This is a genomic window from Clostridium psychrophilum, assembly GCF_018861705.1.
Lineage (GTDB): Bacteria > Bacillota > Clostridia > Clostridiales > Clostridiaceae > Clostridium_AD > Clostridium_AD psychrophilum.
This window is the reverse complement of sequence record NZ_JAHLEC010000053.1, coordinates 1-23045: the sequence shown is the minus strand read 5'-3', so window position 1 is coordinate 23045 and position 23045 is coordinate 1. Positions and strand designations below refer to the sequence as shown.

Here is a 23045-nt window from a genome sequence, read left to right as displayed (position 1 = left end):
CTCGACTTGCATGTGTTAGGCACGCCGCCAGCGTTCGTCCTGAGCCAGGATCAAACTCTCAATTTAAAAGTTTACACTTTTTATTTGAAATGATTAATCTGCGACAACTGTTATGTTGTTAATCAACTACAGTTGCTTTGCCAACAGTTAAGTTGGTACGCGAGCTCATTACAATACTTTTAGTCTTACGACTAAATTTTACTTTATACTAAAGTAATTAACTGGTTAAAACAAAATATTATTTCATTTCTTTACCTATTTCTCTGTTTAATTTTCAAAGACCAATTTGTTGTTTGCCATCAATTGACGACTTCTACTATTTTACTATTTAACTTTAACATTGTCAATATATTTTTCTATATTTAGATAAATATTCAACTATTAAAATTAAACTCTTATTGTTACTAATTTGTAACGACAAGATGTATTGTATCAAATTTATGTAATGCTGTATTTATATTAGTTTTATTCTTTCATATATCAAGTGAGTATTACTGAACTATTCTTCATTTTCCTCTGTTTTATTGATCAAGACACACTTGGTTAGTTATATTTCGATATAAAAATAAAAAGTAACTATTTGAAAATATTTCAAATAGTTACTTTTTATTTTAATCTTCTGTTTTGCCGTCAGGCTCATTATCTATTCCTAATTTATTTTGCTCATCAGCAGATATTTCTTTAGTATTTTCTTCAACGGAATTTGATTCATTCAACAAAGGTTTAGCCTCTTCTTGATTAGAATCTTCATCTGTACCAATTAAATCACTACAATTTATTTTAGCTATAGCAACTATATTGTCTCCTTCACCATTCCTCATCAAAGTTACTCCCATAGTATTCCTACTTGTAGTTGATATTCCAGCTACATTTAATCTTATAACAATACCATTACTGTTTATAAGAATCATTTCATCTCCATCTTTTACTATTCTAGCACCTACAAGTTTTCCTGTTTTCTCAGAAACCTTATAAGTTATTACTCCCTTACCACCTCTGCGCTGAAGTGAGTATTCTGAAACTAACGTTCTTTTTCCAAAACCATTTTCACTTATAACTAAAAGTTCTTCTTCAGGAGTAACGATATTCATAGATACTACAATATCATTTTCCCTTAAAGTTAATGATTTAACTCCAGTTGCAGTTCTTCCCATAGGTCTTACGTCTTTTTCACTGAACCTTATGGAATATCCATTTTTTGTAACAAACAGCATTTCACTATTTCCATTAGTTACTGCAGCTCCAATTAATTCATCATCTTCTCTTAAATTTATTGCATTTAAACCATTCTTTCTAATAGATGCATATTTATCGAGTGATGTTTTCTTAATTAAACCATTTTTTGTTCCCATTACAAGATAATTATCCTGCGCAAATTCTTTAAGACATATAACAGCTTGAATTTTTTCATCATTAGCTAAAGGTATAATATTTATTAAGTTTGTTCCCTTTGCTGTTCTTCCACCCTCTGGAATTTCATATGCTTTTAATTTAAATGATTTTCCTTTGTTTGTGAAAAATAAAATATTATTATGGGTTGTAGTTATAAATATATGTTCTACAAAATCATCTTCTTTTGTAGTAACACCCTGTATACCTCTACCCCCTCTTTTTTGAGCACTATAAGTATCAGCTGGAAGTCTCTTTATATATCCTGCATGAGTTAGAGTTATTACAATATCTTGCTCTTGAATTAAATCTTCCTCATCTAAGCTATATGGATTTCTTTCTATTGCTGATCTTCTAGTATCGCCATATTTGTTTCTAACTTCTATTAGCTCATCCTTAATTATGTTTAACAATACTAATTCATCTGCTAAAATTCCTTTTAAATAATTTACTGTTTTAATTAATTCATTGTATTCATCTTCAATCTTTCCTCTTTCAAGACCTGTAAGTCTACCAAGTCTCATCTCGACTATAGCGGTAGATTGTTTTTCAGATAAATTAAATGAATTCATCAAACTTTCTTTAGCTTCACTAATAGTTTTTGATGCTCTTATTAAACGAATTACTTCATCAATATGATCTAGAGCAATCTTAAGACCTTCTAAAATATGAACTCTTGCTAATGCTTTATCAAGATCAAATTGAGTTCTTCGCCTTATTACATCCTTTTGATGTTCTAAGTAATAAACTAAAACTTGTTTTAGATTTAAAGTTTGAGGTTCATTATTTACAAGAGCTATCATTATAACTCCAAAAGTATCCTGCATCCTAGTATGTTTAAATAATCTATTTAATACTATATTAGGGTTTGCATCTCTTTTAAGTTCTATAACAATTCTCATACCTTCTCTATCTGATTCATCTCTTAAATCTGATATTCCATCTATTTTTTTCTCTTTTACTAAATCGGCAATACCTTCTATAAGTTTTGCTTTATTGACTTGGTAAGGTAATTCCGTTACTATAATTGAATTTCTTCCTTTATTTTCTTCAATATCTGTCTTGGCTCTTACAAGTATTCTTCCTCTTCCTGTCTCATAAGCACTTTTTATTCCAGCCCTTCCTAGAATGATTCCTCCTGTAGGGAAATCTGGACCTTTTATTTTTGTCATTAAATCACTTATAGTAACTTCTGAATCATCAATAACCATAAGAACTCCATCTATAACTTCTATTAAATTATGTGGAGGTATATTTGTTGCCATTCCTACTGCAATTCCTGTTGATCCGTTAACTAAAAGATTAGGAAATCTTGAAGGTAATACTGATGGTTCTTTTTCTTCTCCATCAAAGTTAGGAATGAAATCTACTGTGTCTTTATTAATATCTCGAAGCATCTGTATTGTAATTTTACTCATTTTAGCTTCTGTATATCTCATTGCAGCTGCTCCATCACCGTCTACAGAACCAAAATTACCATGACCATCAACCAACGTATATCTTTGCGAAAAGTCTTGGGCCATTCTAACTAATGCCCCATATACTGCTGAATCGCCATGTGGATGATATTTACCTAAAACATCTCCGACAATTCTAGCGCACTTTCTATATCCCTTTTCTGGTGTTAGTCCTAGTTCATGCATAGAAAATAATATTCTTCTATGAACAGGTTTAAGTCCATCTCGTACATCTGGAAGAGCACGACTTACAATAACACTCATTGCATAATCTATATAAGATTTTTTCATTTCATCTCTTAAATCAACAGGTAAAATTTTCCCCTGATTATTATCCATGTTACACCTCTTTAAACAAAATATTTTAATGCCACTCTGGAGAATAATTCAATAATATTCCACGGATGACGATAATTACTTTAATGGCTTAATATACTACTAAACTATATGTCTAAATTAAGCACACTTTTAGCATTTTCTTGTATAAATTCTCGACGTGGCTCTACTTTATCACCCATGAGAATAGTAAATATTTCGTCTGCTGCCATTGCATCCTCTACATGAACTTTAAGCATAGTTCTCTCCTCAGGGTTCATTGTTGTATCCCAAAGCTGGTTTGGATTCATTTCCCCAAGACCTTTATATCTTTGTATATCAGTATTGCTATCTTTCCCACCAAATTCCACAAGTGTTTCTTGAAGTTCTTTTTCGGTATATACATAATGCTCTTTTTTACCTTTAGAAACCTTAAATAGCGGAGGTTGTGCTACATATACATGCCCTTGTTCTACTAATTCCTTCATGTATCTATAGAAAAATGTTAATAGTAGAGTCCTAATATGAGCTCCATCTACATCTGCATCTGTCATAATAATAATACGATCATATCTTATTTTAGTTACATCAAAGTCCTTACCTACACCAGCTCCAAAAGCAGTTATCATAGCCCTAATTTCAAGTGAAGCTAACATTTTATCAATTCTCTGCTTTTCAACATTCATTATTTTTCCTTTAAGTGGAAGTATAGCTTGAAATTTTCTATCTCTACCTTGTTTTGCTGAACCGCCCGCTGAGTCACCTTCGACCAAGTATATTTCGCATTCCATAGGATCTTTTGATGCACAATCTGATAATTTACCTGGAAGAGTAGTAGATTCAAGTATTGACTTACGTCTTGTAAATTCTCTTGCTTTTTTTGCTGCTTCTCTGGCTCTAGCTGCATTTAATCCTTTATCTATTATATTTTTACCAAGCTGAGGATCTTCCTCTAGAACATTACTAATTGCCTCACCAACTATACTGTCAACTATACCCCTAACTTCACTATTCCCAAGTTTAGTCTTTGTTTGACCTTCAAATTGAGGATCAGTAAGTTTTATAGATATAACAGCTGTAAGACCTTCACGTACATCCTCACCTGATAAATTTTTATCATTATCTTTTAGAAATCCAAATTTTTTAGCGTAATCATTTACTACCCTAGTTAATGCTGTCTTAAAACCAACTAGATGTGTTCCACCTTCTACTGTATCTATGTTGTTAGCAAAAGAGAATATATTTTCTGCATAAGTATCATTGTATTGAAGAGCTATTTCAACAACATAATCATCCCTACTTCCCTCCATGTATATGGTATCATGAATGGTTCCCTTATTCCTATTCAAATAATCTACAAAGGATTTTATTCCTCCTTCATACATGAATTCTTTATTTTTATCATCTCTTTCATCCGAAAGTGTTATTCTTAGCCCTTTATTTAAAAATGCTAACTCTCTTAATCTTTGAGAAAGTGTTTCAAAATCAAAATTTATTTCTTCGAAAATTTCTGGATCAGGTCTAAAAAAAACTTTTGTTCCATGTTCAGTAGTTGTTCCTATATTTACAAGTGTACTGGTAGTTTTTCCTTTAGCAAAAGTTTGTTTCCATATTTTGCCATCTTTCTTAACCTCTACTTCGCAAACAACAGATAAAGCATTAACTACTGATGATCCAACACCATGAAGACCGCCTGATACTTTATATGCTCCACCACCAAATTTTCCACCAGCATGAAGCACTGTCATAATAACTTCTACAGTTGGTATTTTCATTTTGTGATGAATACCTACAGGCATTCCACGACCATCATCTATAACTGTTATCGAGTTATCTGGATGTATTAACACATTAATATTTTTACAAAAACCTGCCAATGCCTCATCTATACTATTATCCACAATTTCATAAACTAAATGGTGAAGTCCACGAAGACTTGTGCTACCTATATACATACCTGGTCTTTTACGTACAGCCTCTAATCCTTCAAGTACTTGTATTTGACTCTCGTCATAAACATTATTTATTTCCATGTATATCCTCCTAATTTACTCTAAAGCTCATAATATACAGTTTCAGTTCTCTTGCATAAAGTTTGCGATGATATTGGTGATAAATATATTTTACTTTTTTTATCTACTTCAGCTATTACAAAAGATTTAGCGATATTATCTGTTATACGCTCTACAAAACCATCTTCTTCAGCACTTCTTAAAAATTGTATAGTGTCCGAACTATACATAGTAGTTTCTATGTCAAATATACCTATTATATCTTTTATAGGTACTACTACATTTTCTCCTAAATGTAAAAACATATAAAATCCTCCCTTACGATGCTTTTAAATTTTAATTTATGTAATTTCTTCTAATTTACCTGACGTAACTTCAAATATCTTACTTTCCGGGCCTAAATATTTTCTTATAGCATTAACACCAGTGCAAGTAATTAATGTTTGAACCTCTTTTATTGAATTTAATATATATTCTTGCCTTTTTGTATCTAATTCAGACAAAACATCATCAAGTAATAGGACTGGATACTCTCCAGTTATTTCTTTTATTATTTCTAATGCTCCAAACTTAATAGATAAAACAGAAGTTCTTTGCTGACCTTGCGATCCAAATATTCTAGCATCGATACCATTAATATCTATAGAGAAATCATCCCTATGTGGTCCTATTGATGTAGTTTTAGTTTCTATATCTCTTTTCCTATTTTTACATAGAAGCATATAAAAGTTTTCTTTTATATTATCTAACTCTTTTATAGGAGTTAAATATTTAATTTCAATCACTTCACTTTTAGATGTTATATCACTATGTATTTTTTTTGATATTATGTTTAATTTTTCTATATAATTAATTCTATGTTTTATTATAGTCGAACCAAATTCACTAAGTTGTTTATCATATACATCTATAATATCAATGTTTGTATTCCATTTCTTTATAGCTATATTTCTTTCACTTAAAATTTTTTTATATTGAGATAAACTATAATAATAATGATTGCTCAACTTACATAACTCTATATCTAAAAATTTACGTCTATACGATGGTGATTCTTTAACAATATTTAAATCTTCTGGTGAAAACATAATCACATTGAAATTTCCTACTAATTCAGATAATTTTTGAACTTTTATTGAATTTATATTAACTCCCTTTTTACCTTCTTTAAAGATTTTTATCTCTATTTTTTTGTCTAACCTAGTTTTACACACATAAAGTTTTATATATGCATCTGAAGCTTTCCAATTTATTAATTCTTTATCCCTATTTGTTCTATGAGATTTAGCTAAACTACAATAATAAATTGCCTCCAAAATATTTGTTTTTCCTTGTGCATTATCCCCTACAAATACATTAGTACCTTTATTAAGTTCTATAACTAATTCATTGTAATTTCTAAAATTTCTTAGTTGTAAATATTTTATATGCATACACTCACCTATTAAGATTATAACATATATATATATTTATAATATTTTATAAAGATAAAAAAAAAATATATAATTTTTTTTTATAGACATAAATTGCGCACCGAAAGATTTTAAAAATCTTTCGGTGCATAAAAATAAACTAAATTATTTTATAAGATTCATTATTAAACTCAATTATATCACCTTTAACTAGTTTTTTACCTCTTTGAATTTCTGTCTCACCATTAACTTTGACATCACCATTTTTTATATAAAATTTTGCCTCTGAACCTTGAGACGCAATTCCAGCCCACTTTAGAAAAGCATCTAATTTTATTATACCTGTATCTACTCTTATTTCATTCATATTAAAACCGCCTTCTTATTAAATTATTTTTTATAAATACTTTATTTAGTTATTAGTTGTTCTTATTCTGACTGGTAATACCATATATGTGCAATTGTTCTTTTCTTTATTTCTTATTACGCAAGGATTAACACCACTTGAAAATTCCATAACAATCTCTTCTTCTTCCATTATTTTAAGCAATTCTATTAGGTATTTTGAGTTAAATGCAATTTGAAGAGGCTCACCTTGCAAAATTATATTTATTTCTTCTCTTGCCTTTCCCAATTGAGAATTAGAAGTTATCACCATGTTATCTTCTTCTATATTAAATTTTACTAAATTAGTGTTTCCTTCTTTTGCCATAAGTGATGCTCGTTCTATACAATTTAGTAATTCAGACCTTTTAACTGTTATTTTTAGATTATATTCTTCAGGTATTATTGAACTATATTTTATGAATTCACCTTCTAATAATCTTGAAATAACTTTTGTTTTCCCAAGATTAAATAAAATATGATTTGGTGTAAATGTAATATTAACAGGTTCATCAGTTTCCTCTAATATTTTTGATACTTCACTTAAAGTTTTACCTGGAATTACAGCATTTATACTATTATCATTATCTACGTCTTCGCTTCTGAAAGCGACTCTATAACCATCAAGAGCTACAAGGTTAAGTTTTTTATCTTTTATTTCAAACAAAACACCTGTTAGTATTGGCCTAGTCTCATCTTGTGCAACAGCAAATATTGTACCTTTCATCATATTTTTTAATACTTTTTGAGAAACTGAAAAAATCATATTTTCAATTATACTGGGTAAATTAGGATAGTCATCACTATTCATATGTATTATAGTAGCATATGATTTTTGACATACTATCTTAATAGAGTTATTTATCTCAGAACTTATTTCTACTGCACTATTGGGTAATTTTCTTATAATTTCACCAAATAACTTAGAATCTAGAACTACACTTCCATCCTCTGTAACCTCAGCATCAAGCTTAGCTTCAATACTTAGATCAATATCTGATCCTATAAGTGTTACCTCTTTATTTTTGACAACTAATAATATACCTTGTAGTACAGGCATTGTTGATTTTCCAGTAATAGCCTTTTGAACATTTGAAATTGCTTCTTGTAACATACTTTTTTCACATATAAACTTCATTAAAAAAAGACCTCCTTATCCACATGGGAAATTGATTAAAGATAGGTAAGATAATAATTATTTATAGTAGTAATAGTAGTAGGGGCTGTTGATATGTTAAAAACCTATCTTAGCCTTTACTATGTAACAATACTAAATAAAAGTAATTGTGGATAAGTGTGCAAAAAAAATCGCAGTTATCCACAATATTAACAGTTAGGTATTATGTATTATTTTATGCACAGCGTTATATATAAATAGTATCAACATTTGTTAACAATAAAATTTTTTATTTTTGACTTATTTTTTTAGTAAGTTCGGCTACGTTATCTTGCAAGTTTTCATCTACTTTAAGACCATTAGATATTTTTTCACATGCATGTATTACAGTTGTATGATCACGACCGCCAAATTCTTCACCTATTTTGGGAAGTGACATATCTGTAAGTTTTCTGCATAAATACATTGCTATTTGTCTTGGGAATGTTATGTTTCTAGTACGTCTTGAAGATTTAAAATCCTCAATTTTTAAATTAAAATAGCTAGAAACTATATCTTGTATTAGTTCAATAGTCACTTGTTTTGAATTCCTGTTAGATATAATATCTTTAAGGGCTTCCGATGCTAAGTCTATGCCAATTTCTTTATTTGTTAATGAAGAAAAAGCTACTATTCTAATAAGAGCACCTTCTAGTTCACGTATATTTGATTTAATTTTAGTTGCGATATACACCATTACTTCATTAGGAATATTTAAATTTTCAACATCTGCTTTCTTTTTTAGAATAGCTATTCTAGTTTCAAAGTCTGGTGGTTGTATATCAGCTATAAGTCCCCATTCAAATCTTGATCGTAACCTATCTTCTAGGGTAGGTATCTCTTTAGGGGGTCTATCACTAGATAAGATAATTTGTTTATTTGCTTCATGAAGATCGTTAAATGTATGGAAGAATTCTTCTTGCGTACGTTCTTTACCTGCAATGAATTGAATATCATCGATTAATAATACATCTACATTTCTGTACTTATTTCTGAATTCTACATTCTTATCATCTTTAATAGAATTAATAAGTTCGTTTGTAAATTTCTCAGAAGAAACATAAACAACTTTAGATTTTGGATTGTTTGCTAATATATAATGACCTATTGCATGCATTAAATGTGTTTTTCCAAGACCTACTCCTCCATAAATGAATAGTGGATTATAAGCTTTCGCAGGGGATTCAGCTACTGCGAGCGATGCTGCATGGGCAAATCTATTACTATTTCCAATGACAAAAGAATCAAAAGTATATTTTGGGTTTAAGGTTGCAGACATTTCATCATTAACTATTAGGTTATGTCTTTCAGATTCTCGTTTCTCTTTAGGTGTTTCAACTTCAGCTACTTCCTCAGATAATATAAAGAATTCTATTTTATATGTTTTAGATGTAAGTAATTTAACAGCATTCATTATTAAATCTTTATATCTATTTTCAAGAATATCTTTGGTAAAATTATTGGGAACACCTAATTTAAATGTACTATTATCTAAGGCCATGGGTTCTATACTTTTAATCCAAGTATTAAAACTAACTTCTGTAAGTTCGCCTTTTATTATACTTAAGGTTTTTTCCCAGATATCTTTAATTTGGGTGCTCATTTCCTGCCCTCCAGTTTAAATAAAAAAAATTTTTATGTAAAAACAAACAATATATAAACAAAGTTATGAACAATAAATTAATATATTGTAGGTTGTTGATAAATAGCAATAAAAATATGCACATGTTAATAACTATGTTTATATGTTTTAAAAACTATAAATTATAAACAACCTTTAAAAAAAAGTTATTAACAGATTGAATATGAATTAAATCTGCTCATATAGTCAAATTATATAAAAAAAAAGAAGTTTAAGACAACATTGTAATAGTTATTCACAGTTTTGTCCACAAGTTGTGAATAACTTTACTTATAATTAAGTTATTCACAGTTCTTTCTTATATAATATCAAAAAATAACAAGGTGTTCAAGAAGTTATCCACAAAAAAACACATAAATATAAAAAATATTAACAATATCAATAAAAATGCTTATCTTGACATTAAGAGAATGTGACTATATAATCTAATAGTAAAACCATACGTATGCAATTGCATCATTATTGCTATAATGTATGAGTTTAAAAGAAAAGGGGTGTAGTAGATATGTTCATGACTTACCAACCTAAAAAAAGACAAAGAAAAAAAGAACACGGGTTCAGAAAGAGAATGAAAACCGCTTCTGGAAGAAACATTCTTCAGAAAAGAAGACAAAAAGGTAGAAAAAGATTGACAGCATAAAGGCCGCTAATGTGGCCTTTTTCTGCAATTTGCGGAAAAGAGGGCGGCTAATATGAACATTAATGTTAAGAAATATAGAATTAGAAAGAATACTGAATTTAGAACAGTATATAGAAGAGGAAAATCCTTTTCTAACCTATTATTAGTATTGTATATTTATAGAAATAGTAAAGAAATTAATAGGTGCGGAATATCCGTAAGTAAAAAAGTCGGAAATAGTGTAACTAGAGGCAGAGTTAAAAGATTAATAGGAGAAAGCTATAGGCTTAACAATGAAGGATTAAAGACAGGATATGATTTGGTTTTTATTGCAAGGAATCCTTCTAATACTAAAAATTATAAAGAAATAGAGAATGCCTTGAAGAAATTGCTTAAGAAAGCTGGTTTAATTAATAATGAAAAAAATACTTATACTGGGCATTAAGTGTTATAGAAAATATATATCACCTCTTAAGAGGCCTTGTTGTATATTTTATCCCACATGTTCTCAGTATACTTTAGAAGCTATTGAAAAGTATGGAGCTATAAAAGGTTTATTTATGGGAATAAAGAGGATATTGAGATGCCATCCTTATAATAAGGGAGGCTTTGATCCTGTTAAATAACTATTCGGGAGGTTTTATATTTGAACTTTAATTTGGATTTTATAGTCCAACCACTTCAAAAATTCTTTTTTTTGATACATGGTGGTGTGCATACAGTTATACCAAATTATAATTTATCATTTGGACTAACAATAATTATTTTCACTGTTATAATAAGGATGATATTGTTACCATTAAGTGTTAAGCAACTTAAATCAACTGCTAAAATGGGTGCAATTCAACCTGAAATGAAGAAAGTTCAGGCAAAATATAAAAGTGATCCTCAAAAGGCTCAGCAAGAAGTAATGAAACTTTATAAAGAAAATGGAGTAAATCCAATGGGTGGATGTTTACCAATGATAATTCAAATGCCTATTTTGTTGGCTTTATTTTATGTATTTAATACATTAAACATGAAGGGTGCTGGTTTCTTATGGATACCAGATTTAACAAAACCTGATCCAATGTATATATTACCAATATTGTCTACTGTTACAACATATTTTTCATCAAAGCTTATGCAACCGCCAACAGCAGATGGTTCTCAATCTAAACAAACATCAACAATGAATACTGGAATGGCTATTTTTATGGGATTTATGAGTCTTAAATTTAAAGGTGCCTTGGTATTATATTGGGTAATAAATAACGTAATACAAGTAGTTCAAACTGTAGTTATAAATAAAGCAGAACTTGGTAAAAAAACGGATAATGTACAGCTTAGCAAAAAATAAATTTAACACAAGTGCCTAATTTTATATTTAGAAAGGCGGGTGTATAACTATATGAAGATTATAGAAATGATGGGAAAAAACGTAGATGATGCTATAGGTAATGCACTAAAAGAATTAAAAGTTACAATAGATAAAGTAAAAGTAGAAACTATAGATGAAGGAAGCAAAGGTTTCTTACATATTATAGGGGTAAAACCTGCTAAAATTAGAGTTACAATTAAAAGAGATAGTTTAAATGAAGCTAAAACTTTTTTAAATGAAGTATTGAAATCTATGAATATGAAAGCAGAAGTAAATCTTAAATATGAAAACAATGAGATTAAGGTTAATCTTATTGGACCTAATATGGGTTTATTAATTGGGTATAGAGGAGAGACACTAGATGCGCTTCAATACCTTGTAAGTTTAGTTGTAAACAAGAGACATGATGAAGAATATAAAAGAGTAGTATTGGATACTGAAAATTATAGGGCAAAAAGAGAAGAAACTTTAAAAAGGCTTGCATCAAAAATTGCATATAAGGTAAGGGTTAGTGGTAGAGTATTAAAACTTGAGCCTATGAAACCTTATGAGAGAAGAATAATACACTCTACGCTTCAGAATGATTCATATGTTTATACATTTAGCGAAGGTGAGGAGCCTTATAGAAAAGTTGTAGTTGATTTAAAGAAAGCCTAAGGGCTTTCTTTTTAAATTCATGAAAATAATTGTAACATTGATTTTATTCTTAAAATTCAAAGTTACTAATATATAGTTCATGTTAACAATTAAACGTTGAATTTTACGAATACAATTAAAAAATATAATATAAATAATAAAATTACTTAGATAGAATATAATTAAACAGGATATAATAATAAATACGCATAAAATTAGGAGGTCATATTCAATGAAAGAATTTGATACTATAGCCGCAATATCAACTAGCATAGGCGAAGGTGGTATATCTATTATTAGAATATCAGGCGATAAGTCATTAGAAATAGTAGATAGCATATTTGTAGGTAAGAATAATAGGAAACTTAATGATTTCAAGTCTTATACTATGAGATATGGCCATGTGGTAGATAAGAATGAAAGTAAATTAGATGAAGTAATCATTTCATATATGAAAGGTCCTAGAAGTTTTACTGCAGAGGACACTATTGAAATTAATTGTCATGGAGGAGTAGTTGGGACTAACAGAATACTCGAAGAAGTTATTCGCGCAGGAGCTAGAATGGCTGAACCAGGAGAATTTACTAAAAGGGCATTTTTAAATGGTAGGATTGATTTAAGTCAGGCAGAAGCCGTTATGGATATAATAAGAGCAAAGACGCAGCTTAGTATGAAATCAGCTCTTATGCAATCGGAAGGTTCTATTTCCAAGGAAATAAAAACTATTAGAACTGCATTACTTAGTGTAATAGCACATATAGAAGTTACTATTGATTACCCAGAAGAGGATATAGAGGAAGTAACTGCAAAAGATGTTACTAAAGACGTTACTAAAATAATAAATGAAATAGATATACTTTTAAGCACAGCGGATGAAGGCAAAATTTTAAGAGAGGGCCTTAGTACTGTTATAGTTGGAAAACCTAATGTAGGAAAATCATCACTTCTAAATGCTCTTGTTAAAGAGAAAAGAGCTATTGTTACAGATGTACCAGGTACTACGAGAGATGCAATAGAAGAATATATAAGCATTGAAGGTATACCAATCAAAGTAGTAGACACTGCAGGTATCCGTGAAACTGATGACAAAGTTGAAAGAATAGGAGTGGAAAAATCAAAAGAAAAAATAGATGAGGCAGATTTGGTTATATTGTTATTAGATTCAAGTATTAAGCTCAGTATTGAAGATAAAGAAATTATTGAATATATTAAAGAAAAAAAATATATTGTATTATTAAATAAAAGTGATTTAGGTGGTAAAATAGATATAAGTGAATTACAAAGTTTAAAGTCTAAATATATAGCTAACATTTCTGTAAAAACAGGGGAAGGACTAAATTATGTTAGAGAATATATAAAAGACTTGTTCTTTAACGGAGAAATTAAAACTGAAGGAGTTTTTGTTACTAATAATAGACATAAACAATCGTTAATAAGAGCAAAGGAAAATTTAGAATCATCACTAAATGCATTAGAATATACATCAGCTATAGATTTGGCATCAATTGATATTCGAAATGCATGGACAAATTTAGGCGAGATTACTGGAGAGGCTTTAGATGAAGATATTATACATAAAATATTCTCAGAATTTTGTTTAGGAAAGTAGGTAGAAATATGAAATATGATGCAGGAAATTTTGATGTTATAGTTATTGGAGCTGGTCATGCAGGTTGCGAGGCGGCACTCGCATCTGCAAGAATAGGGTGTAAGACTTTAATTTGTGCCATTAATTTAGACAGTGTGGCTTTAATGCCATGTAATCCTAATATTGGTGGTACTGCTAAAGGACATTTAGTAAGGGAAATAGATGCACTTGGCGGTGAAATGGGAATAAATATTGACAATACATATATACAATCAAAAATGCTAAATAAATCTAAAGGTCCAGCTGTGTTCTCATTAAGAGCCCAAGCAGATAAAAAGGCATATGGGCGCAGAATGAAAAATGTATTAGAAAAGCAGGAAAATCTGCAATTAAGACAATTAGAAGTAGTATCGATAGATGTAGAAAATGGTCATATAAAGGGTATACTTACAAAAAATGATGCATATTTTACAACAAAGGCTATAGTTATAGCTTCTGGAACATATTTAAAATCAAAAGTTATAATTGGAGATCTTAGTTATAGTGAGGGTCCTAGTGGATTACAACCAGCTAATCAACTATCTAATTCCTTAGCTGATTTAGGTATAACACTCCGAAGATTTAAAACGGGAACCCCAGCTAGAATAAATAAGCGATCAGTAGATTTCTCTAAAATGGAAGTTCAATTTGGCGACGAGGAAGTGGTTCCATTTTCTTTTATTAGTGAAGATATAAGTCGTAATCAGCTATGCTGTTATTTAACTTACACTAATGAAACTACTCATGATGTAATTAGAAAAAACATTATGAGATCACCATTATACAATGGTTCAATTAAGAGCACAGGGCCTAGGTATTGTCCATCCATTGAAGATAAAGTAATGAGATTTACAGACAAAAAAAGACATCAAATATTCATAGAACCAGAGGGTGAGAATACGCTAGAAATGTATGTAGCAGGTATGTCTAGTTCACTTCCTGAAGAAATTCAAGTAGAAATGTTAAAAACGGTAAAGGGACTCGAAAATGTAGAAATTATGAGAACGGCTTATGCAATAGAATATGATTGTATAGATTCAACAGATCTAAAACTTTCGTTGGAATTTAAAAACATTAAAGGATTATTCTCAGCGGGTCAAATAAACGGAAGCTCAGGATATGAAGAAGCTGCATCTCAAGGCATTATTGCAGGAATTAATGCAGCGCTTATGGTTAAGGGTAAAGAACCATTAATACTTAAGAGGTCTGATGGTTATATCGGAGTTTTAATTGACGATCTAGTTACAAAAGGTACAAATGAGCCTTATAGGATGATGACATCGAGGGCAGAGTATAGATTATTATTAAGGCAAGATAATGCTGATCTAAGATTAACTGAAATTGGATATAATGTTGGACTTGTTAAAGAAGATAGATACGCAATATTTACAAAAAAGAAGATGCAGTTAGAAGAAGAAATTGAAAGAATAAAACATTTGCAGATTACAAATAAAAAAGATATTGAAGAATTTTTAATTTCTGTTAATTCAACACCATTAAAAAAGCCTATAAGTTTGTACGAACTTATAAAAAGACCGGAACTCGATTATTTTATAGTTGAAAAATTGGACAGCGATAGGCCTAAATTAAATAAATACATACAACAGCAGGTTAATATTGTTTCAAAATATGAAGGGTACATACAAAAACAATTAGATCAGATTAAACAGTTTAAGAAGTTTGAGAATAAAATAATATCAAAAGATATAAAATATGACAATATAAAAGGATTAAGAAATGAGGCTAAGCAGAAACTTGGTAGAATTAAACCGGAAAGTATAGGTCAAGCTTCTAGAATATCAGGAGTTTCCCCTGCTGATATGTCTGTTCTAATGATATATCTAGAACAACAAAAGAGAATTAGTAATAGTTCTAAGGGATAGACAGACCTTAGATAATTACTAATAAATTTTGGGAAAATGATTTTAACTAAAGATAATGAACGTTACCGAGGTTGAAGAGTAGCAAATAACAAGAAAAATATAGAGGTGAATTATGGAATATTTTGATATATTAAATGAAGCTAGCAATAATGTCGGACTAAAATTTGATGAGAAAAAATATGATGAATTTATGAAATACAAGGATCTTATAAAAGAATGGAATGAAAAAGTTAATTTGACTGCTATAAAAGAAGATGATGCTATAGTAAAAAAACACTTTATTGATTCTCTAAAGGTTTTTGAGTTTAATCAGCTAAAAAATGCAAAAAATATAATAGATATAGGTACCGGTGGAGGTTTCCCAGGCATACCTATGAAAATAATAAAACCTGAAATTAACATAGTGTTACTGGATTCACTTAATAAAAGAGTTAATTTTTTAAATGAAGTAATTAACTCTCTTAAATTGAATGACATTAAAGCTATTCACGGAAGAGCAGAGGATTTTGCACAAGAAAGGCAATATAGGGAGAAGTTTGACGTGGCAGTTTCAAGAGCTGTTGCTAATTTAACAGTCTTAAGTGAGTATTGTATACCATATGTAAAAGTTGGCGGATATTTTGTGGCTATGAAAGGCCCGGCAGTTGAAGAAGAAATAAAGCAATCAAAAAATGCAATTAGGTTGCTTGGCGGAAGAATAGAGCATATTGAAAAGGTTCAAATTGAGGATAGTGATTTAAATCATAATCTAGTAATAATAAAAAAAATTTCTTTTACCAATAGAAAATATCCTAGAAAAGCAGGAACAGTTGCTAAGAATCCTTTATTTTAATTTTTTATAAAAAATGAGAAATAACTTCTTAGGTAGGAGTTATAAGACTATATTGTATGATAAATGTTATAATTTGTATTATGGAAAACATAAACAAAAGAAGGAAATAATAAAAAAAAATAGAATTATTAATAAAAGGTAAAAAAGAGACACTAAAGGAAAAGGAAAAATTGAGGGATGGTATATTATGAAAAATAATGTAAATTACGTATCTATAGAATTAATTTCTCCAAATGTTTATCAGCCTAGAAAACACTTTAATGAAGAAACGATTGAAGAGCTATCTCAATCAATAAAAGCCTATGGAATAATTCAACCTCTAACAGTTAGAAAAAGTGGGGAAAGCAGATATGAATTAGTAGCAGGTGAAAGAAGATTAAGAGCAGCTAAGAAAATAGGACTTGAAGAGGTCCCAGTTATTATTATAGATATTACAGACAAGGAATCCGCAGCAATTGCATTACTTGAAAATTTACAACGAGAAGATCTGAATGTTTTTGAAGAAGCCACAGCTTATTATAATCTTATTAAAGATCATTCTTATACACAAGAACATTTAGCACAAATGATTGGTAAAAAGCAATCAACTATTGCAAATAAGTTAAGATTACTTAAATTGGATAAGGTAATAATTGATGTTTTGGTGGAAAATAAGCTTACAGAGAGGCATGCTAGAGCTTTGCTGAGGTTGCCTGATGTGAATATTCAGAAAAAAGTACTTAAAGTAATTGTCGATAAATCACTTAATGTTAAAAATACGGAAGAACTTATAGAAAAAGAATTATTGATTTTATGTAAAAATGAAGTTGGTACTCATCGAAAGAAGAGAATAAAAGGAATTTTCACACCTAGAGTATACATAAATACTATAAAACAAGTTTTTGATAAATACGGCATAAATGCTCAATACAAATCTAAAGAATTAGAAGATAGTATAGAAGTAATTATAAGAATACCTAAAAAATAAATAAAAAAGCAGAATGTTTCACGTGAAACATTCTGCTTTTTTATTTATTTTTATGTTAAATATCTTAAAAAGTACTATTAAAATATTTAACATAAATATATAATAGGTTATATGTAGATATAACATGTCGAAACATAAATATTATTTTGAATGGAAGGTGTAGTCATGAAAACCATATGTATTTTTAATCAAAAGGGAGGGGTAGGCAAAACTACTACGAATATAAACTTATGCTCGTATTTAGCTATGCAGGGTAAGAAAATTCTAACTATAGATATTGACCCCCAAGGTAATACTACTAGTGGATTAGGGTTTGATAAGAAAAACATAAGTTTATCAACATATGATTTGTTGATATCTGATATATCCATTAGAGATACTATAAAAGAATGTGAACTTGTAAATAATTTGTATTTGGTCCCTTCTACAATGGAACTTGCTGGTGCAGAAGTGGAGTTAATTAATAAAAGTAATCGTGAAAATATATTAAAAGAGAAACTTAAAGAAATTGAAGGAGAATTTGATTATATTTTTATAGATTGTCCGCCTTCATTAGGCATTTTAACCATTAATGCTCTTACGGCTGCCAGCAATGTGTTAACTCCTATCCAATGCGAATTTTACGCTTTAGAGGGTGTTGGTCAATTAGTAAATACTATCCAATTAATAAAGAAATCTTTAAATAAAAAGCTTGAATTTGAGGGTATAGTTTTAAGTATGTATGATAATAGAACTAAACTATGTAATGAGGTTGCTTTAGAAGTTAAAAAATATTTTAATGACAAAGTATATGTTACAACAATACCTAGAAACATACGACTAGCAGAAGCGCCAAGTTTTGGATTGCCTATTATGCTTTATGATGATAAATGTAAAGGAGCAGATGCATACAAAGAATTAGCTAACGAATTTTTAGATAGACAAGGGAGATGATATAAATTGAGTAAAAAATTTGGATTAGGAAAAGGGTTAGGTGCCCTAATACCAGAGGAAGAAATTGATAAAGATGGTTCTAACGTTTTTCAAGTACCTATAAATTTAATTAAAGCTAATAAAGATCAGCCAAGAAAAAAATTTAATTCTGAAAAGATATCTGAATTGGCACAATCAATAAAAGAACATGGAGTTATACAACCTATTATTTTAAATAAACAAGAAAATATATACATAGTTATAGCAGGTGAAAGAAGATTTAGGGCAGCTAAAAGTATTGGACTTGTGGAAATTCCTTCAATTATTATGGATTTAGACAATAAAGAAGTATTAGAAATATCATTAATAGAGAATATCCAGAGGGAGGATTTGAATCCTATAGAAGAAGCAATTGCATATAAAAAATTATTAAAAGATTTTGGTCTTACACAGGACGAAGTAAGCAAAAAGGTATCTAAATCAAGAACAGCTATAACAAACTGTATGCGATTATTAAATTTAGATGAAAGAGTTCAAGATTACATAGTAGATGAAGTGATTTCAGAGGGACATGGGAGAGCTATATTGGGATTAGATAACAAACAATTTCAATATGAAATTGCTCAAAATGTAATAGAAGATAAGCTCAATGTTAGAGAAACAGAGAGGTTAGTTAAAAATTTTGGAAATCAAAACAAAGAAAAGGAAGTCAAAACAGAAAATAATATATATTATAAAGATATAATGAATAAATTAGAAAATCATTTTGGCACTAAGGTTTTAATAAATCACAAAAATAAAAGCAAGGGTAAAATAGAAATTGAATATTATTCAGAAGAAGATTTTGAGAGAATTTTAGAAACTTTTAACATATAATGTTTCACGTGAAACATAAGGGGAAGGGTGTAATTTTTAATGGAGAGTATAATAAATTTTATAAATAGTACACAAATATATATAACAATAGCTCTAATACTTCTAGTAATTATATTAATTATAATAGTTATAATTACATATACATCTTTAAGCAAAATAGAATCAAGATACAGAAGGCTAATGAGAGGTGCAAGTACAAAAAATTTAGAAGAAATAGTTATATCTTATTTAGACAAAATTGATGAAGTTAAGAAAGAAAATGAAATTATGAAACAGTTGTATGAACAAATAAATGGAAGATTAACATCTTGTGTGCAAAAAACTTCAATTATAAGATATAAAGCTTTTGAAGATATGGGGAGTGACTTAAGTTTTTCTTTAGCATTGTTAGATGCAAACAGTAATGGAGTTATATTGACAAGCATTTACGGTAGAGACGAGAGTACTACTTATGCAAAACCAATAGATAAAGGAATATCTAGGTATGAATTGTCAAATGAAGAAAATAAAGTATTAGAGCAAGCAATAATTTCAAAATAATAATAAATTTTAGATTTTTGATAGCGTAATTAAGAATATTAATTAAATAAAACAAAAAAATATAGAATTAAAACATGAAATATCATATTTTAATTCTATATTTTTTTGTAAATTATGAATAAGGTTAACCTTCAACATTTTTTATTTTAAAGTCATCATAAAAAGAACTATATTTTCTGTCGCCTATAGTTTTTAGCACTGAATGATATAAACCTTTTGAAATAGCATCAGCAAGCATCATCACGGTATATAGTCTTGTATTTTGAAGAACCATGAATTCGAAGGCCCCTGATATATTTACTACTCCTGTTATGCTTAAATCGCCTACTTTAGGTAAATTTTTGTTCATAGCTGCACCAGGGCTTAAAGGTTTTTCTTCAACAATAATTTTTCCTACGTTTTGTAAACTTCCAAGACAAGCATCAATTGCAATAATGTAAGGGTTTGGATATGAATAGTTAATTTCATCAATTGTTTCACATAAATTTTTTGCATGTACTGGGCACTCAAGACTACCATAGACATGGATTTTGTTTCTAACTAAAAATTTGATCTTGTTTCCAACTAGTGGTCCTAAACTGTCACCCGTAGACCTGTCGGTACCAATACATAAAACAACAATAGGTCTTGCGGATTCAATTATTGGAAAAATATATTGACTTATTGTATCTCTTAATTTAAAAATGCAATCACTTGACATAGAATCTAAAATTATCTTATTTACCATAAAAAAACCTCCTACTTGGAGTTTAGCCACGCATGAGGTTTTCTATTCTATAAAACTTTAACTTTCCTTAATATATTATAAAATACTAGTAAAAACATACAAAATAACATACCGAGAATACCATTTGCTTTAAGGCCTATAAATATAGAAGCGAGAACGGCAACAGGGTGGATACCTAGTGATGAAGATACAATTTTAGGCTCAATAATTTGTCTTATTATTGTAATAAGTACGTAAGATATAAAAAGTCCTAACGCGACTATATAATTATTAGATATAGAATATATTATTATTAAAGGAAGATATATAGTTCCTATACCGAAGATGGGTAGTAAGTCTAATAGTCCACAGAGTAAACTTAGGGTTAATGCATACTTAATTTTAAAAATAAAAAAAACAACTAATGTTTCCAAAAATGTTATAGTTATTATTAATAAGTATGAGAGTAAATAGTTTTTAAGCATTTTTTTTGATTCATCAAATATATAACGTATTCTGTCTTCACTTTTAGGTGCAATTAGATTTAATTTTTTCCTATTTGTAGACGATAGGTCTTTGGTAAAAAAATATGTAGCAAGTAAAGTAAATAACAACACCATCAAAACATAAGGTATGGTAGACACAAAATCCAAAGTTTGTGAAAAAATTTTTGTAGATGCAGCCATGCCAATGTTTAATGTTTTTGTTATATAGCTCGTAATATTTGCTTCAATATTGCTGATGATAGTGGGATCTAGATTTTTATAATAATTTTGAAGGTTACTAAAAAAACTAACTATATTATCTTTGTTTAAGGCAAAATAGGATTGAATATTTTTACCAAGCTGTATTGATTCAGAAGTTATAGTTGTAATAATTAAAGATAACAATACAATAATTATAGTGAAAAATATTGTGGTAGTAAACAATGAAGCGATAGTATTCTTGATTTTAAATTTTCTCATTAAATATCTTGTTGGAATTCTAAGGAATAAAGCTAAAATAAGAGCAAATACAAATGGAAGTGTGTAACCTATAGTTCCAAAGAAAATTACAAAAACAATGGTATACAAGACAAAAAAAATAGAGAGTTTATCAAATTTTATTAAAATATTTTCCATTTTTAAAAATCACACCTTTCTAATAATAGTATTGATTGCATTCAGGGTATCTTTGATATTTTTAATATTGTTAAAGGGTCCAATGCTAAATCTTAAGGTACCTGATGGATATGTTCCTATAGTTTTATGGGCATAAGGTGCACAGTGTAGACCACTTCTTGTTATAATACCGTATTCATTATCTAGAATAAAAGATAGCTTTGAATTGTCAATTTTAGTTGAATTAACAGAGATTGTGGCAGTTCTCTTTGATTGACATTTTGAACCATAAACATTAATTGATGATATATTTAATAGACCATCTATAAAATTTTTGCATAGATATTCTTCACTTTCTCGAATAGCACCTATATTTCTAGAATTGATTCCTTCTAAAAGGCCAGCAATGCATGGAGCGTTTAAGGTCCCACTCTCGAATTTATCAGGTAAAAAATCTGGTTGAACAATGCTAGAAGAAATACTACCAGTACCACTCTCCATAAATGAAGTACATTGTTTATTGAATTTATCATCAATTAAAAATTCAACTGTACCTTTTGGTCCAAGTAAACTTTTATGACCTGTAAAAGCAAGCGCGTTGCAATTTAATTTATAGAAATCTATTGGTAGCACACCAGCAGTCTGGGCAACATCTACAATGAAATATATACCTTTTTTTTACAGATGATTTTATAAGTATATTTAATGAAGTAGTAACATTAGGTGTGAAAATTACATTTTCAACTTTATCAAAGTGGGAAAAATCCATTATTGCATATCTACAATTTAATATAACTCTATTACCTGCGAGAGACAAAGTTGAGGCACCTCTTCTGGGGTTTGCACCTATATTCATCATATAATTCATCATTGAGGTATATACTTTTTGAGGTTTTGGAAATGTAGTTGCTGCGTTATCTAAATATATTTTCATGCTTTCCTCCAGTTTTATATTTTAAATCAAGAAGTAGTGCTATATTTCATATATAAATACAATATCAATTAATGTTACAAAATAATTTTAATGCTATTTTATACAATTAAAACTACAAATAGCCTATAATAAAATTAGTCTATATATAATATAATTTCAAATTAACATATAATAGAATATTATGATTATCCCACAAAAAGCTTGTAATTACTTCCAAACGTAGTAATTATGATATAATAATATCAAAATCAGTACGTAGAGGAGGATTACTATGTTTTGCAAAAAT

21 protein-coding genes, 1 rRNA gene and 1 pseudogene are annotated in these 23045 nt (G+C 29.0%); 12 read left to right on the top strand and 11 right to left on the bottom strand.

Features of this window, described 5'->3' with window-relative positions:
* From KPL38_RS11800 to dnaA, 8 genes are all read right to left on the bottom strand, one after another.
* Positions 1-66: ribosomal RNA gene (locus KPL38_RS11800) — 16S ribosomal RNA — on the bottom strand; the annotation flags it as partial.
* A gap of 545 nt (positions 67-611) precedes the next feature.
* A complete protein-coding gene (gene gyrA / locus KPL38_RS11795; RefSeq protein ID WP_216289331.1) occupies positions 612-3185 on the bottom strand; it encodes a DNA gyrase subunit A in 2574 nt (857 codons plus the stop codon).
* Positions 3186-3289: 104 nt separating this feature from the next.
* Positions 3290-5194, bottom strand: coding sequence for a DNA topoisomerase (ATP-hydrolyzing) subunit B (gene gyrB, locus KPL38_RS11790; RefSeq protein WP_216289330.1), 1905 nt, complete (start codon positions 5192-5194; stop codon positions 3290-3292).
* Positions 5195-5214: 20 nt separating this feature from the next.
* Positions 5215-5478 carry an extracellular matrix regulator RemB gene (gene remB, locus KPL38_RS11785; RefSeq protein WP_216289329.1) on the bottom strand — a complete coding sequence of 88 codons (264 nt, stop codon included), beginning with the start codon at positions 5476-5478 and terminating at the stop codon, positions 5215-5217.
* 36 nt (positions 5479-5514) lie between these two features.
* Positions 5515-6606 (bottom strand): DNA replication/repair protein RecF, encoded by a 1092-nt coding sequence (gene recF, locus KPL38_RS11780; protein ID WP_216289328.1) that lies wholly within the window; start codon positions 6604-6606, stop codon positions 5515-5517.
* Positions 6607-6745: 139 nt separating this feature from the next.
* A complete protein-coding gene (locus KPL38_RS11775) occupies positions 6746-6952 on the bottom strand; it encodes an RNA-binding S4 domain-containing protein (protein ID WP_216289327.1) in 207 nt (68 codons plus the stop codon).
* A 45-nt stretch (positions 6953-6997) separates the two neighbouring features.
* The gene (gene dnaN / locus KPL38_RS11770) at positions 6998-8107 is read right to left on the bottom strand and encodes a DNA polymerase III subunit beta (protein ID WP_216289326.1); all 1110 of its coding nucleotides are present in this window, start codon (positions 8105-8107) and stop codon (positions 6998-7000) included.
* A 268-nt stretch (positions 8108-8375) separates the two neighbouring features.
* On the bottom strand, positions 8376-9728 hold the full coding sequence (gene dnaA, locus KPL38_RS11765) for a chromosomal replication initiator protein DnaA (protein WP_216289325.1): 1353 nt from the start codon (positions 9726-9728) through the stop codon (positions 8376-8378).
* A 544-nt stretch (positions 9729-10272) separates the two neighbouring features.
* Here dnaA and rpmH point away from each other — a divergent pair.
* From rpmH to KPL38_RS11705, 12 genes are all read left to right on the top strand, one after another.
* Positions 10273-10407: a 50S ribosomal protein L34 gene (rpmH, locus tag KPL38_RS11760; protein ID WP_071614800.1), complete on the top strand. Its 135-nt coding sequence runs from the start codon at positions 10273-10275 to the stop codon at positions 10405-10407.
* 52 nt (positions 10408-10459) lie between these two features.
* Positions 10460-10831: a ribonuclease P protein component gene (gene rnpA, locus KPL38_RS11755; RefSeq protein WP_216289324.1), complete on the top strand. Its 372-nt coding sequence runs from the start codon at positions 10460-10462 to the stop codon at positions 10829-10831.
* Complete coding sequence (gene yidD / locus KPL38_RS11750; RefSeq protein WP_216289323.1) at positions 10803-11012, top strand: membrane protein insertion efficiency factor YidD; 210 nt, start codon at positions 10803-10805, stop codon at positions 11010-11012. Before rnpA ends, yidD begins: the two co-directional genes overlap by 29 nt.
* 20 nt (positions 11013-11032) lie before the next feature.
* A complete protein-coding gene (gene yidC, locus KPL38_RS11745) occupies positions 11033-11725 on the top strand; it encodes a membrane protein insertase YidC (protein WP_246577934.1) in 693 nt (230 codons plus the stop codon).
* A gap of 51 nt (positions 11726-11776) precedes the next feature.
* Positions 11777-12403 (top strand): RNA-binding cell elongation regulator Jag/EloR, encoded by a 627-nt coding sequence (gene jag / locus KPL38_RS11740; protein ID WP_216289322.1) that lies wholly within the window; start codon positions 11777-11779, stop codon positions 12401-12403.
* Between the two features lie 211 nt (positions 12404-12614).
* Positions 12615-13991, top strand: coding sequence for a tRNA uridine-5-carboxymethylaminomethyl(34) synthesis GTPase MnmE (gene mnmE, locus KPL38_RS11735; protein ID WP_216289321.1), 1377 nt, complete (start codon positions 12615-12617; stop codon positions 13989-13991).
* An 8-nt stretch (positions 13992-13999) separates the two neighbouring features.
* Positions 14000-15892: a tRNA uridine-5-carboxymethylaminomethyl(34) synthesis enzyme MnmG gene (gene mnmG, locus KPL38_RS11730; RefSeq protein ID WP_216289320.1), complete on the top strand. Its 1893-nt coding sequence runs from the start codon at positions 14000-14002 to the stop codon at positions 15890-15892.
* Positions 15893-16004: 112 nt separating this feature from the next.
* Complete coding sequence (rsmG, locus tag KPL38_RS11725) at positions 16005-16724, top strand: 16S rRNA (guanine(527)-N(7))-methyltransferase RsmG (RefSeq protein WP_216289319.1); 720 nt, start codon at positions 16005-16007, stop codon at positions 16722-16724.
* Positions 16725-16911: 187 nt separating this feature from the next.
* The gene (gene noc / locus KPL38_RS11720; protein WP_216289318.1) at positions 16912-17691 is read left to right on the top strand and encodes a nucleoid occlusion protein; all 780 of its coding nucleotides are present in this window, start codon (positions 16912-16914) and stop codon (positions 17689-17691) included.
* A 165-nt stretch (positions 17692-17856) separates the two neighbouring features.
* Positions 17857-18624: a ParA family protein gene (locus KPL38_RS11715; RefSeq protein WP_216289317.1), complete on the top strand. Its 768-nt coding sequence runs from the start codon at positions 17857-17859 to the stop codon at positions 18622-18624.
* Positions 18625-18630: 6 nt separating this feature from the next.
* Positions 18631-19479, top strand: a complete 849-nt coding sequence (locus tag KPL38_RS11710; RefSeq protein WP_216289316.1) for a ParB/RepB/Spo0J family partition protein — start codon at positions 18631-18633, stop codon at positions 19477-19479.
* A gap of 39 nt (positions 19480-19518) precedes the next feature.
* Positions 19519-20019, top strand: coding sequence for a DUF4446 family protein (locus KPL38_RS11705; RefSeq protein ID WP_216289315.1), 501 nt, complete (start codon positions 19519-19521; stop codon positions 20017-20019).
* Between the two features lie 124 nt (positions 20020-20143).
* Here KPL38_RS11705 and yyaC read toward each other — a convergent pair whose 3' ends face one another.
* The 3 genes and pseudogenes from yyaC to KPL38_RS11690 form a co-directional block, all read right to left on the bottom strand.
* The gene (gene yyaC, locus KPL38_RS11700) at positions 20144-20746 is read right to left on the bottom strand and encodes a spore protease YyaC (protein ID WP_216289314.1); all 603 of its coding nucleotides are present in this window, start codon (positions 20744-20746) and stop codon (positions 20144-20146) included.
* Between the two features lie 47 nt (positions 20747-20793).
* On the bottom strand, positions 20794-21846 hold the full coding sequence (ytvI, locus tag KPL38_RS11695) for a sporulation integral membrane protein YtvI (protein ID WP_216289313.1): 1053 nt from the start codon (positions 21844-21846) through the stop codon (positions 20794-20796).
* Between the two features lie 9 nt (positions 21847-21855).
* A pseudogene (locus KPL38_RS11690) lies at positions 21856-22759 on the bottom strand (aminotransferase class V-fold PLP-dependent enzyme).
* Between the last annotated feature and the right edge of the window lie 286 nt (positions 22760-23045).

Coding starts and splice junctions, on each gene's coding strand:
- gyrA (WP_216289331.1), bottom strand. CDS start 3,185: ATGGATAATAATCAGGGGAAAATTTTACCTGTTGATTTAAGAGATGAA.
- gyrB (WP_216289330.1), bottom strand. CDS start 5,194: ATGGAAATAAATAATGTTTATGACGAGAGTCAAATACAAGTACTTGAA.
- remB (WP_216289329.1), bottom strand. CDS start 5,478: ATGTTTTTACATTTAGGAGAAAATGTAGTAGTACCTATAAAAGATATA.
- recF (WP_216289328.1), bottom strand. CDS start 6,606: ATGCATATAAAATATTTACAACTAAGAAATTTTAGAAATTACAATGAA.
- KPL38_RS11775 (WP_216289327.1), bottom strand. CDS start 6,952: ATGAATGAAATAAGAGTAGATACAGGTATAATAAAATTAGATGCTTTT.
- dnaN (WP_216289326.1), bottom strand. CDS start 8,107: ATGAAGTTTATATGTGAAAAAAGTATGTTACAAGAAGCAATTTCAAAT.
- dnaA (WP_216289325.1), bottom strand. CDS start 9,728: ATGAGCACCCAAATTAAAGATATCTGGGAAAAAACCTTAAGTATAATA.
- rpmH (WP_071614800.1), top strand. CDS start 10,273: ATGTTCATGACTTACCAACCTAAAAAAAGACAAAGAAAAAAAGAACAC.
- rnpA (WP_216289324.1), top strand. CDS start 10,460: ATGAACATTAATGTTAAGAAATATAGAATTAGAAAGAATACTGAATTT.
- yidD (WP_216289323.1), top strand. CDS start 10,803: ATGAAAAAAATACTTATACTGGGCATTAAGTGTTATAGAAAATATATA.
- jag (WP_216289322.1), top strand. CDS start 11,777: ATGAAGATTATAGAAATGATGGGAAAAAACGTAGATGATGCTATAGGT.
- mnmE (WP_216289321.1), top strand. CDS start 12,615: ATGAAAGAATTTGATACTATAGCCGCAATATCAACTAGCATAGGCGAA.
- mnmG (WP_216289320.1), top strand. CDS start 14,000: ATGAAATATGATGCAGGAAATTTTGATGTTATAGTTATTGGAGCTGGT.
- rsmG (WP_216289319.1), top strand. CDS start 16,005: ATGGAATATTTTGATATATTAAATGAAGCTAGCAATAATGTCGGACTA.
- noc (WP_216289318.1), top strand. CDS start 16,912: ATGAAAAATAATGTAAATTACGTATCTATAGAATTAATTTCTCCAAAT.
- KPL38_RS11715 (WP_216289317.1), top strand. CDS start 17,857: ATGAAAACCATATGTATTTTTAATCAAAAGGGAGGGGTAGGCAAAACT.
- KPL38_RS11705 (WP_216289315.1), top strand. CDS start 19,519: ATGGAGAGTATAATAAATTTTATAAATAGTACACAAATATATATAACA.
- yyaC (WP_216289314.1), bottom strand. CDS start 20,746: ATGGTAAATAAGATAATTTTAGATTCTATGTCAAGTGATTGCATTTTT.
- ytvI (WP_216289313.1), bottom strand. CDS start 21,846: ATGGAAAATATTTTAATAAAATTTGATAAACTCTCTATTTTTTTTGTC.